Annotated in this window: 14 protein-coding genes; 11 read left to right on the top strand and 3 right to left on the bottom strand. The window is 33.0% G+C overall.

What is annotated here, in order from left to right:
• Positions 1-122: 122 nt before the first annotated feature.
• The 3 genes from RR643_RS09610 to RR643_RS09600 all read left to right on the top strand — a co-directional run bounded on the left by RR643_RS09610 (position 123) and on the right by RR643_RS09600 (position 1603).
• A complete protein-coding gene (locus RR643_RS09610; protein WP_332469478.1) occupies positions 123-683 on the top strand; it encodes a TetR/AcrR family transcriptional regulator in 561 nt (186 codons plus the stop codon).
• Between the two features lie 177 nt (positions 684-860).
• Complete coding sequence (locus RR643_RS09605; protein WP_332469477.1) at positions 861-1031, top strand: hypothetical protein; 171 nt, start codon at positions 861-863, stop codon at positions 1029-1031.
• Between the two features lie 131 nt (positions 1032-1162).
• A complete protein-coding gene (locus tag RR643_RS09600; protein WP_332469476.1) occupies positions 1163-1603 on the top strand; it encodes a GNAT family N-acetyltransferase in 441 nt (146 codons plus the stop codon).
• 65 nt (positions 1604-1668) lie between these two features.
• Here the strand turns inward: RR643_RS09600 and RR643_RS09595 are convergent, their stop codons facing one another.
• From RR643_RS09595 to yfmF, 3 genes are all read right to left on the bottom strand, one after another.
• Positions 1669-1998 (bottom strand): single-stranded DNA-binding protein, encoded by a 330-nt coding sequence (locus RR643_RS09595; RefSeq protein WP_332469475.1) that lies wholly within the window; start codon positions 1996-1998, stop codon positions 1669-1671.
• Between the two features lie 119 nt (positions 1999-2117).
• Positions 2118-3398 (bottom strand): EF-P 5-aminopentanol modification-associated protein YfmH, encoded by a 1281-nt coding sequence (yfmH, locus tag RR643_RS09590; protein ID WP_332483075.1) that lies wholly within the window; start codon positions 3396-3398, stop codon positions 2118-2120.
• Positions 3391-4644: an EF-P 5-aminopentanol modification-associated protein YfmF gene (gene yfmF / locus RR643_RS09585; RefSeq protein ID WP_332483074.1), complete on the bottom strand. Its 1254-nt coding sequence runs from the start codon at positions 4642-4644 to the stop codon at positions 3391-3393. The genes yfmH and yfmF overlap by 8 nt, the downstream gene beginning before the upstream one ends.
• 109 nt (positions 4645-4753) lie before the next feature.
• Between yfmF and RR643_RS09580 the strand changes: the two genes are divergently transcribed.
• The 8 genes from RR643_RS09580 to trmD all read left to right on the top strand — a co-directional run bounded on the left by RR643_RS09580 (position 4754) and on the right by trmD (position 11441).
• The gene (locus RR643_RS09580) at positions 4754-5341 is read left to right on the top strand and encodes a cysteine hydrolase family protein (RefSeq protein WP_332469472.1); all 588 of its coding nucleotides are present in this window, start codon (positions 4754-4756) and stop codon (positions 5339-5341) included.
• The gene (locus RR643_RS09575; protein ID WP_332469471.1) at positions 5331-6773 is read left to right on the top strand and encodes a nicotinate phosphoribosyltransferase; all 1443 of its coding nucleotides are present in this window, start codon (positions 5331-5333) and stop codon (positions 6771-6773) included. Before RR643_RS09580 ends, RR643_RS09575 begins: the two co-directional genes overlap by 11 nt.
• Before the next feature lie 120 nt (positions 6774-6893).
• Positions 6894-8108, top strand: a complete 1215-nt coding sequence (locus tag RR643_RS09570) for a S1C family serine protease (protein WP_332483073.1) — start codon at positions 6894-6896, stop codon at positions 8106-8108.
• A gap of 83 nt (positions 8109-8191) precedes the next feature.
• Positions 8192-9541 (top strand): signal recognition particle protein, encoded by a 1350-nt coding sequence (gene ffh, locus RR643_RS09565; protein WP_332469469.1) that lies wholly within the window; start codon positions 8192-8194, stop codon positions 9539-9541.
• 86 nt (positions 9542-9627) lie between these two features.
• The gene (rpsP, locus tag RR643_RS09560; RefSeq protein ID WP_332469468.1) at positions 9628-9903 is read left to right on the top strand and encodes a 30S ribosomal protein S16; all 276 of its coding nucleotides are present in this window, start codon (positions 9628-9630) and stop codon (positions 9901-9903) included.
• Positions 9904-9906: 3 nt separating this feature from the next.
• Positions 9907-10161, top strand: a complete 255-nt coding sequence (locus tag RR643_RS09555; RefSeq protein WP_332469467.1) for a KH domain-containing protein — start codon at positions 9907-9909, stop codon at positions 10159-10161.
• Positions 10162-10203: 42 nt separating this feature from the next.
• Positions 10204-10710 (top strand): ribosome maturation factor RimM, encoded by a 507-nt coding sequence (gene rimM, locus RR643_RS09550; RefSeq protein WP_332469466.1) that lies wholly within the window; start codon positions 10204-10206, stop codon positions 10708-10710.
• Complete coding sequence (gene trmD / locus RR643_RS09545; protein WP_332469465.1) at positions 10707-11441, top strand: tRNA (guanosine(37)-N1)-methyltransferase TrmD; 735 nt, start codon at positions 10707-10709, stop codon at positions 11439-11441. Before rimM ends, trmD begins: the two co-directional genes overlap by 4 nt.
• The last annotated feature ends 82 nt before the right edge of the window (positions 11442-11523 follow it).

The raw sequence follows: 11523 nt of genomic DNA, 5'->3' as shown, positions 1-11523 counted from the left end.
CAGTCACTAGTGGACACAATGCAGGGTTAAGTGTAATCGAAGAATAAAACTTGAAACCATGAATTCAATTGAAATTCATGGTTTTTATTTCGCAATGTTTTATTTTCTTGTATAATGTGATTATGAATAAGAAAGAAATGATCATAAAAAATGCAGCCTATCTGTTTTCAGAAAGAGGTTACTATGGAGTTGGACTTACTGAATTACTCAGTATATGTGAAATACCAAAAGGTAGTTTTTATTATTACTTTCCAAAAGGTAAGATACAACTCATTAAAGAGGTTTTGGATGCCAGTTATATTCAAATGAAAACGGGTATTGAAAATTCTCATTTTAAGAATGAGGATGATCCACTAAAAGCATTTGAGAAAATGGCAGATTTCTTAGCGGATAATGTAGAAAAAAGGTCTTTCTTTAGTTCGTTGTTGCTTACAATGATTTCAATTGAATCAGTATATCTTGATGATGAAGTTAATCAAACATGTAAGCGTATTTATACAGAATGGCAAGAATTATATGCACAAAAATTCTTAGACTTTGGTTATTCGAAGAAAGAATCATATGAAAAAGCACAGGCAGTATTTGCACTTATACATGGATCTATGATTTCATCATGGATCAAAAAAGATTCAAGCGACTTGAAAATGATTAAGAAATCACTAATTCATATTATTAATAGATAAAAATGACTTTCAATATGGAGGTCATTTTCTTTTGAATATTCCGTTAAATAGGGCATAATAGCAATTTTATGATAATAAAAATGCAAATTGTTACAAAATAATGAAAAGTTTACTGAAAATGCTTGAACTATTTTTACATTTGAGTTACACTATGTTCATTCTTAGGAGGAAATAGGTATGAAAGAGTTTAAAGGTAGTAATGAATTAGAAATGTTCGAAGTAGAAGATGAAGTGAAGGAATATTCAAGTTTAACTGAATTGTTAAATGATGAATCCAACAAAAAATCTATGGATAATCAAACTTCCAATAGTTTGAGTGCACTCTTTTCTGCCCGACGTAGCTTCTAAGAAAACTAAAAAACTGAATAAAACAATTTACTAATTACTAACCACAGTGACTTACCTAGTTGTTTGCTGTGGTTTTAATTTGTTTAAATAATTAATTATGATATATTAATGAATATAAGTGAGGAAATAAAATGGAATTAATCATCAAGAAATTCAATGAATTAGATATTAATGAGTTGTATGAAATATTGAAATTAAGAGTAGATGTATTTGTTGTAGAACAAAATTGTGCATATCCAGAAGTAGATGGAAAAGATCTTTCTTCTTATCATGTGTATTTAAAGGATGAGGAAGGTATTCAAGCATACTTACGTGTCCTTGACAAAGGAGTATCTTATGATGATGTTTCAATTGGCCGCGTAATATCTAAAAAGAGAAGAAGTGGTTTAGGAACACAACTTATTCAAGCAGGTATTGATGTTGCGAAAAATAAACTGGATGCTAAAAAAATAAAAATTGAAGCTCAAACGTATGCAAAGACATTTTATGAAAATGTTGGATTTGTACAAAGCAGTGAAGAATTTTTAGAAGATGGAATACCTCATATTGAAATGATATTAGAAATTAAGTAAATGAAAAGTTCGGAGATTCCGAACTTTTTTGAGGAGGGTATTTCAATTGGAATGATCACGACTATTTAAGATGATTTTTCACGTGTGATAATTGAGACTTTTTCTGCGATAACTTCTGCATTGTAATAGGTTACATCATTTGAGGCGTTATGGACATTGGCTTGTAAACGCCCTCTGATACCTAAAATAGCACCAGGTTTAATTACATTCATACACTCTTCCGCAACACCACGCCACAAAGTAACGCTAAAAGTATCGATATCGACATCTCCATTTGCATTACGGAATGGTCTTTCTACATCAAGTAATAGTGTAGCGTTCGCAATCCCATTGGGGGTTCTTTTAATTACTGGCATTTCTTTAACTTCACCGACAAGAACACATTGATTTAGCATAAATTCCTCCATTTCTGAAGTTAGTATACACAACTAAAATAGACAAGTAAAAAAGCCGTATTTGCATTTATAACTCAACGTATGCAAATATGGCTTAAGTGTATTTGTAGATTGTGAACTTATTTAGCAGATTTAATAATAGTTTCAGAAAAGTTACTAAAATCCATTTTTCGTATAATTTCATTACAGTCTTCCACTGTTAAATTCTTAATCAGGTCAATTGTTTCAAACAGATTAACGCCAGTAAGTTGATGTCTAAAGTATTGAACAGTAATTTCATCAGGTTGATTGAATAGTGAAAGTGTTTCTCCAAGAGAACGATTCTTAAGCTGTATTAAGGCACTAGGAGATAACCCGTTTTCCTTAAGTGTATTAATTTCTTCTTGTACAAAAGCACCGAAAGCTTTTTCATCAACACCTTCATCAAAGAATAATGCAAGTGCATAATCCCTTGAGAAATCTGTTTCATAATAGAAATAAGGTGAGATCTTGTGTTCGGTAATCCATGTTTGATAACTTGGATTCATAGAAGTAAAGTGACTTTCGAAAATAAAACGGAATGCCCAATCAGTTTTAACTCGTTGTTCATCAGTTTGATTCATCACATTAAATTTAAATCCATAACATGTTTTTTGATTAACGACATCCATGTTGATGGTTTTAAATGGCTTCGCAACTTCAAGTGGTTCAAGCTCAAATTCTCTTGTGATTTTAGAATATGTAGGGAATGTTTTCTTTGCTTGATTTTCTTTGATGAGCTGAATGATTTTATTTGGTTCAACAGGTGTAACTGCAATCAGTGTCATCTTTGCTGGATGATAGTTCAATGCGTAACACTTCATCAAATCCTCTTTTGTTGTACGATTGACTGAATCACATGTACCACCAATATCATTTTTAATTGGATGATTCTTATATAAGGATTTCAATGTTTCAAAAATTAAACGACTATCTGGCATTTCAAGATACATATTTAATTCTTGGTTAATAATTCCTTTTTCTTTTTCTACGGATTCTTCACTTATGCGTAAGTCTTGTACAAAATCGAGTAATAGATTTAATGGACGTTCAATGTTTTCATCACATGTATCAAAATAATAAACGGTTTCATTGTAGGACGTAAATGCATTAACATTAGCTCCCATTGATGCATATTCATTCATCACGTCACCTTCTTCAGATTCAAACAATTTGTGTTCTAAGAAGTGAGCGATACCTTCAGGGAATTGAAGTAGTTCACCTGTTTCAGTTTTTTGTGATGAATCAAGACTTCCATAAGGAGTGGCAAATAGACATGCAGTTGTCGCAAAGTCAGGTTTATGCCAAACCACAATCTTTAATCCATTATCACATGTATCGGTATAGATCATTTCATTCAATGTATTTGTAAGTTTATTCATGTTGTCCCTCCTGCATCAAACAATAAGTAAGTTTAGGTTCAACTTGTTGAAATGCGTTGATGATGTCTTCTTTTGTACATTGTCGAATACGCTCAAGTACACGATTGACATTCAATGATTCGTTAAGTAAGATTTCACGATAATCTAATGTTAATAATGATTTTTGTGAATCAATACTTGAACGAAGAACATTGATGTACATTTTTCTTGTAGTCTCTAGTAACTCATCACTGAAATCACCTTGTTTAATACGTTGTACTTGTTCAAGAACTAAATCACGTACTTGTTCAAAGTTAGCGCCATCAATTGCAGTCGCAACAGAAATGATACCATCATAATTATCAATACGTGATGAGATAGAATAACATAAACTACGTTTTTCTCTAACCTCTTGGAATAAGAAAGAGGTAGGGAATGTACCAAATAAACCATTCGCAAGTAGGATTGCAGGGTAGCTTTCATCTAACATAGTTTGATTTGTTGTAAACATCATTACAACTCTTGTTTGACTAATTGCCTTATGTTCAATAATTTCTTCAAAGGTTTCCTTTGTATTTAAATCAATAACTTCTTGGATAGGTTTACGTGAACTGAACTTAAATTTAGTTTGAATTAAATCTAATACTTCATCATCATCAAAGTCACCTAAAACAAAGATATCCAATGCATCTTCATTCATTAATTGGTGATAAGCTTTTACTACATCTTCATTACTGCAGTTTTTAACATCATCAACTGTAGGTAATGCTTTACATTTTTGAGATGGGTTGAATAACCGTTTTGCTTGATCACTTGCGTGATTACCCGGTTGATCATGAAAAGATTGAATCATTAAAATTAATCGTTCCCTCATTTCATTGAATAAGGTTTCATCAAATAAGCCATTTACAATCTTTGGGTTATTGATAAACTCTGATAAAACATCAATTTGTTTTGTTAATAAATCTTCATGGACTACATTTCCATTTAATGTAGAAAGTCTAAATTCAATGATATCTAACTTACCTAAGTTATCTGATATCACTTTGAAGTTAGAACCATAGAGCGTATCAAAACAGCGTGTTACAGCTTCTTTTGTTGGATAGGCACAACAAGAATCATTTAATAGTTGTGTTAAATAAGTTCGTGCAGTTCGGTTGGTATTTTCTAATGAATTCTTATAACGAAATGATACTGTAATATCATTAAACTTTTCCGTTTTATGTAGGTGTAAACTCACATTTTCAGCTAAATTAATTGTTTTCATAGTAATCCTCCTGACATCAAGTATAGCCTATTTGTGATGAATTAGCACGCCTATGCCTTTAATTCTTGGACTAAAAAGTTTATAATAGGTAAAAATGGAGAAGAAAGATATGAAAGATAGAAAACCATGTTTAGTTGTGATTGATATGATCAACGGATTCATCTTTGAAGGTGCTTTAAGTGATTCATCAATCGATAAAATATCTGGCAATGTTCTAGCGTTAGTAAAAGATTTTGTGGAGAGAGATTATCCAATCATTAGTTTTCGTGATTCTCATCAAAAGAATAGTAAAGAATTTAATGCATTTCCACCTCATTGTCTTGAAAATACAAATGAATCAGAATTGATTGAGAGTTTAAAACCATATGAAAATCATATGATTACCTTGCTTAAGAATTCGACAAACGGGTTCATGCAACCCCAATTTATGGATACTTTTAACCAATTAGATCGTGATGAATATATTTGTGTTGGTTGTTGTACAGATATTTGTGTCCTTCAATTCGCATTATCATTACAAGGGTATATCAATGAACATAACTTGGAAACACGAGTTAGTGTAGTACAAGATAGTGTTGAAACATTCAATTTACCATCACATAGTCAAAATGAATACAATCGCGCGGCGATGAATATATTAAGAGGTGCTGGGATACGTGTTGTAGCATCGTACAAGGAGATCCAAGATGAACTTTAAAGAATCGATGTTAATGACAGATTTCTATGAATACACAATGTCATATGCTTACTTCAAACAAAATAAACATGAAGAAGTAGCGTATTTCGATATGTTTATTCGAAGAATACCTGATGGTGGAGGATTCATGATATTTAACGGTTTACACCGTTTTATTGAGTTTGTGAAGAACTTCCATTTTGATGATGAATGTATTGATTACTTACGTAAGACAAATTTCTTTGATGAAGAATTTCTTGCGTATTTAAAAGATATGAAACTGAATATTGATGTATGGTCTGTAAAAGAAGGGACTCCTGTTTTCGCGAATGAACCTTTAGTGACGATTCGTGGTACTTTAATTCAAGCACAGATTTTAGAAACGATGTTGTTGGTGTGTGTCAATTATTCAACACTTATTACAACAAAAGCCTATCGTATCGCAAGAGCTGCCCAAGGACGTGGTGTTCTTGAGATGGGTTCTCGTAGGGCACATGGTGTTGATGCGGCAATTGAGGGTGCTAGAGCGGCGTATATCGCAGGATGTAGCGCTACTGCATGCACTGCATCGGGAGAAAAATACAATGTACCTGTAACAGGAACAATAGCGCATAGTTATATTCAATTGCATGATACAGAACTAGAAGCATTTAGAAGTTATGCTGAGGTAACACCTGATAACTGTACATTACTTGTGGATACGTATGATACATTGCATTCAGGTATTCCCAATGCAATTAAAGTAGCCAAAGAATACTTAATTCCAAATGGGCACCGACTAAAAGGTATACGAATTGATTCCGGTGACTTGGCTTATTTATCAAAGAAAGCACGTAAAATGTTAGACGCTGAAGGATTAGAAGATTGCAAAATTGTAGTATCTAATTCATTGGATGAATATATTATTGATGATTTAATTCTACAAGATGCAAAGATTGATTCCTTTGGAGTAGGTGAAAACTTAATTACGGCAAAAAGTACTCCAGTAATTGGTGGAGTATACAAAGTTGTCGCAAATGAAAAGAATGGTGAAATCATTCCGAAGATTAAGATTAGTGGTAATGTAGAGAAAGTAACGAATCCAGGATTTAAGAAGGTAATTCGTTTCTATGATAATGATACAAATCAAGCTATTGCGGATATCTTGGCACTAAAGGATGAAGTAATTAGTAAAGATGAATACTTGTTGTTTGATCCAAGTGCTCCTTGGAAACAAAAACGCATTAAGAATTATCATTATGTAGAACTACAAGTTCCAATCTTTGTGAATGGACAATGTGTATATGAAACACCGAATACAGAAGAGGTAAAACAATACTGTATTGATCAAATGGCAACTGTATGGGAGGAAGTAAAACGTTTACGTTTCCCTCATCGTTACTACGTGGATTATTCACAACGATTATTTGATTTAAAGAATGATTTAATTAAACAAAATACAATGGATATTTAAAAACACGGGTAACCGTGTTTTTCTATATTGCTTACGTAATGTTCACATAAAGTTCAAGTTCAAATCATTTTCTTTTCACAAAGAGTTGGTATAGTATGAACGTACAAAGGAGGAAATACAATGTTTGAATCAAAAAACGATAAGCTTATTGATAAGGTTTGGAATGAAACAGAGTCTAGTGATAAGCAAACGATAAATGAAGAAGTGAAGATGGAAAGTGAGCCTCAAAAAAATGAGGAAATCAAGGTTGAGAAAAAAGAACCGAAGAATCACTTTACCACAAAAATTTTAGTATCAGCTGCCTTGATTGGTGGAACATTTGGATTTGGTGGAGGTTATCTTGCGAATCAATTCGCTGCACCGCATAGTACCATTGTCCAAAACAGTTCATCCAATATAGCGAATACTAGTATTTCGGATAATGGATTATCAATGCAAGACATTATTTCAAAAACATCACCAAGCGTAGTTGAAATACGTACAGAAACAGTATCATCAGGGTTTATGTTAGAAGAATATGTATCAGAAGGTGCAGGTTCAGGTGTTATTCTTACAAGTGATGGATACATTGTAACAAATAACCATGTCATCAATGGTGCTAGAAACATAAGTGTGACATTATCTGATGGTACAGCATATACAGCGGAATTAGTTGGAACAGATTCGACAACGGATTTAGCGGTAATCAAGATTGATGCGACTAACTTACAAGCGTCAGTCATTGGTAATTCAGATAACTTAAAAGTAGGTGATGGTGTTATTGCAATTGGTAATCCATTGGGTACTTTGGGTGGCTCTGCAACTGATGGAATTATTAGTGCATTAAATCGTGAAATTACAATTGATAATGAAACGATGAATTTGCTTCAAACAAATGCGGCAGTTAATCCAGGTAACTCTGGTGGTGGGTTATTTAATGCAGCAGGAGAATTAATTGGTATCGTGAATGCAAAATCAAGTGGTAATGATATTGAAGGTTTAGGATTCGCTATTCCATCAAATGATGTTGTTGAAATTGCGGATCAATTAATTAATAACGGTTATGTATCAAATCGTGCAACAATCGGTGTTTATTTATCAGAGGTAACACAAAACAATGGCCAAGTTGTACCTGGCTTATATATCAGTGAAGTTATTGAAGGATTAGGTGCTGAAAAAGCAGGGCTTCAAGCATATGATCGTATTATCTTTGTAGGTGATACAGAAATCACTAGTTATAGTGATTTAAAGAAAATCATCAAGGAATACAATGTGGGTGATACAATTGAGATGACCGTTGTGCGTGATGGAAAACAAATTGTGGCACAAGTTACTTTATCAGAATCAAAACAATAAAATACTTACAATGAAACAGATGCAAAAAATGCGTCTGTTTTTTTGTGTTTTATGGTATTATATTTGGGAAAGGTGTTGATACTATGGCATTTGATTCGTTAAGTAATAGACTGAATAAAGCTTTACGTGATTTATCAGGTAAAGGAAGACTTACAGAAAAAAATATGGAAGATATGCTCAAAGAGGTGCGTATTGCACTCCTTGAAGCAGATGTGAATTATAAAATCGTTAAAGATTTTTTAGTGCGTGTTAAAGAAAAATCATTGGGTACAGATGTACTTGAAGCAGTTGATCCATCAAGTATGGTTGTTAAAATCGTGCATGATGAGATTGTTGAATTATTAGGTACACAAGAAGCAACACTTACATATAAAGAAGATGGCATCACTGTCATCATGATGGTGGGGTTACAAGGTACAGGTAAAACAACATCTATTGCAAAAGTAGCGAACTTAGTTAAAAAGAAACACAATCGTAATCCATTGTTGGTAGCTGCGGATATAATTCGTCCTGCAGCAATTGAACAACTTCAAACTCTTGGTAAATCGATTGATGTTGAAGTATTTACTAAAGGAATCGATACACCTGCAACAGAAACAGTTAAACAAGCGATGGCATATGCTAAAGAAAAAGGCTATGACACGGTTTTTATCGATACTGCGGGGCGTTTGCACATTGATGAAGAATTAATGAATGAATTGAAAGATATCGAAAATCTAGTGCATCCAGACGATATTTTACTTACTGTTGATGCGATGACGGGACAAGATATTGTTCAAGTAGCTAAATCATTCCATGAACAATTGAATGTAACAGGTTTAGTTGTTACAAAATTTGATGGAGATTCACGAGGTGGGGGAGTTCTATCTGTTCGCTCAATTACTGAAGTTCCAGTTAAATTTGTTGGACAAGGTGAGAAAATTGAAGATTTAGAATTGTTCTATCCAGATCGTATGGCAGATCGAATTTTGGGAATGGGAGACATTGTAACTCTTGTTGAACAAGCACAAGAAAAGATGGATCTTGAAGAATCAGAAAAAGCTGCAAAACGTATGATGGAAGGTACATTCACGATGGATGATATGCTTTCACAATTGGAACAAGTATCTAAAATGGGACCAATTGGTGGCATACTAAAGATGCTACCGGGTATGAATCAATATGCAGATATGATTAATGATGCAGATGCAGAAAAAGGATTAAAGAAACAAAAAGCAATTATACAAAGTATGACAATGGAAGAAAGAGAAGATCCTTCTATCCTCAATAATCGTCGTAAGAATAGAATTGCACAAGGAAGTGGAACATCAGCACAAGAAGTATCAAGAATGGTAAGTCAATTTGAGAAAATGCAAAAAATGATGAAACAAATGGGTTCGTTATCAAAGGGTGGCAAACTACCAAATCTTGGTGGAATGTTCGGTAAAAAATAATTTTAAGGTGTTAAGCAAAACTACTTGACACGTTATATCTTTTCATATATTATGATATAGGTTATTAAAACAAGGAGGAAATCACAATGGCAGTTAAATTACGTTTAAAAAGAATGGGTGCAAAGAAAGCTCCTTTCTATAGAATTGTTGCAGCAGATTCACGTTCACCTAGAGATGGTCGCGATATCGAAACAATCGGTTACTACAATCCTACAACTCAACCAGCTACAGTTAAGCTTGATGCTGAATTAGCAATGAAATGGTTGAACGTTGGTGCACAACCATCAGACACAGTTCGTAATATCTTATCCAAAGAAGGTGTTATGAAAACATTCCATGAATCAAAGAAAAGCGCAAAATAGTTTATGGTAGAATTAGAAAAAGTATTACTTAATCTTGTAACACCTATGGTGGAAGATGCAAAGTCTTTGGATGTTCGTCAGATGTCAAGTTTAAATGAGAACGAAGTCATACTTTATGTTTACGCAAAGAGTGAAGATGTTGCTCGTTTAATTGGACGTCAAGGTTCTATGGCATCAGCACTTCGTCAAATGATGTCGATTGCTTCTAGAATTGAAGATAAGAAGATTACGATCAAATTTGAAACATTAACACTATAAGGATGCAATTGCATCCTTTTTCTTTCTTGATAGGAGAACACAATGGATAAATTGAAAATTGGAGTTATTACAAATACATTTGGAATAAAAGGTGAACTTAAAATAAAGAGTTTTACTGATTTTAGTGAAGAAAGATTTGCTAAAAACAATGTAGTAGAACTTTTCTACAACAATGAATATAAAGAAATGACAGTATTAAGTTGTAAAGAACATAAGGGTATGTTGATAGTACAATTTAAAGGTTATGAAAATATCAATGATGTAGAGTGTTTTAAAGGTGCAGAGTTGTTTATTAATAAAGAAGATTTACACCAATTAAAAGAAGGTGAATACTATTTTTTCCAACTACAAGGGTTAACAGTTGTTGATGAATCAGGTGATTCAATCGGTGTTTGTTTACGTGTAGAAGAAGGTATGGCACATAATTTATTACGTGTAGAAAAGCCAGATGGTACAACCTGTCTAATTCCATTTAATCCACATTTTATCTTGCGTGTGGACTTGGGTAAAAAGTTAATTCAAGTTCGTGTTATTGCGGGGTTAATATGAGAATATCGATCTTAACACTATTTCCAGAGATGTTTGATGGTTTTATCAATACGAGTATTATCGCTCGTGCTATCAAGCAAGAAAAAGTAACTATAGAATGTATTAATATTCGTGATTTTACATTAGATAAACACAATCATGTTGATGATACTCCTTTTGGTGGAGGTCGTGGTATGGTGATGATGTGCCAACCTGTTTTGGATGCACTACAATCAGTTCGTACAAGCGATTCTAAAGTGTATCTATTAGCTGCAGCAGGGGAAACATTTAACCAAAAGAAAGCACGCAGTTTTGTCAATGTAAAACATTTGATTTTAATTTGTGGTCATTATGAAGGATTAGATGCACGTATTTATGATGAAGTAGATGGATTGATTAGTATAGGTGATTACATTCTTACTGGTGGTGAATTAGCGTCTATGATCATTGCGGATGCGGTTATTCGCTTATTAGAAGGCGTTATTGTAGAAGAAAGTCATTTGGATGAATCTTTTGAAAATGGATTACTTGAATATCCACACTATACAAAACCAGTTGAGTATAATGGTAAGAAGGTACCCGATGTTTTGTTATCAGGTCATCATGAAAATATACGAAAATATCGCTTAAAAGAGTCACTTAGAAATACATATATAAATCGCCCAGATCTTTTATCCAATCGTGAATATACAAAAGAAGAGTATAAACTATTAGATGAAATAAAAGATGAAATTAAATCAAAAGGTGAATAAACTTAAGAAATACGAATTCTATTGGTCTTTTGCTTAAGTACCAACCTAAATGAAACACTCAAAGTAAACGCAACAAAGAAAT

This window comes from Anaerorhabdus sp., from assembly GCF_036637135.1.
GTDB lineage: Bacteria > Bacillota_I > Bacilli_A > Erysipelotrichales > Erysipelotrichaceae > Anaerorhabdus.
The sequence above is the reverse complement of the archived record's forward strand: the minus strand, read 5'-3'. Positions and strand labels throughout refer to the sequence as shown.

Bases quoted from the DNA above. Each gene is read 5' to 3' on its own strand.
- RR643_RS09610 (WP_332469478.1), top strand. From the start codon at position 123: ATGAATAAGAAAGAAATGATCATAAAAAATGCAGCCTATCTGTTTTCA.
- RR643_RS09605 (WP_332469477.1), top strand. From the start codon at position 861: ATGAAAGAGTTTAAAGGTAGTAATGAATTAGAAATGTTCGAAGTAGAA.
- RR643_RS09600 (WP_332469476.1), top strand. From the start codon at position 1,163: ATGGAATTAATCATCAAGAAATTCAATGAATTAGATATTAATGAGTTG.
- RR643_RS09595 (WP_332469475.1), bottom strand. From the start codon at position 1,998: ATGCTAAATCAATGTGTTCTTGTCGGTGAAGTTAAAGAAATGCCAGTA.
- yfmH (WP_332483075.1), bottom strand. From the start codon at position 3,398: ATGAATAAACTTACAAATACATTGAATGAAATGATCTATACCGATACA.
- yfmF (WP_332483074.1), bottom strand. From the start codon at position 4,644: ATGAAAACAATTAATTTAGCTGAAAATGTGAGTTTACACCTACATAAA.
- RR643_RS09580 (WP_332469472.1), top strand. From the start codon at position 4,754: ATGAAAGATAGAAAACCATGTTTAGTTGTGATTGATATGATCAACGGA.
- RR643_RS09575 (WP_332469471.1), top strand. From the start codon at position 5,331: ATGAACTTTAAAGAATCGATGTTAATGACAGATTTCTATGAATACACA.
- RR643_RS09570 (WP_332483073.1), top strand. From the start codon at position 6,894: ATGTTTGAATCAAAAAACGATAAGCTTATTGATAAGGTTTGGAATGAA.
- ffh (WP_332469469.1), top strand. From the start codon at position 8,192: ATGGCATTTGATTCGTTAAGTAATAGACTGAATAAAGCTTTACGTGAT.
- rpsP (WP_332469468.1), top strand. From the start codon at position 9,628: ATGGCAGTTAAATTACGTTTAAAAAGAATGGGTGCAAAGAAAGCTCCT.
- RR643_RS09555 (WP_332469467.1), top strand. From the start codon at position 9,907: ATGGTAGAATTAGAAAAAGTATTACTTAATCTTGTAACACCTATGGTG.
- rimM (WP_332469466.1), top strand. From the start codon at position 10,204: ATGGATAAATTGAAAATTGGAGTTATTACAAATACATTTGGAATAAAA.
- trmD (WP_332469465.1), top strand. From the start codon at position 10,707: ATGAGAATATCGATCTTAACACTATTTCCAGAGATGTTTGATGGTTTT.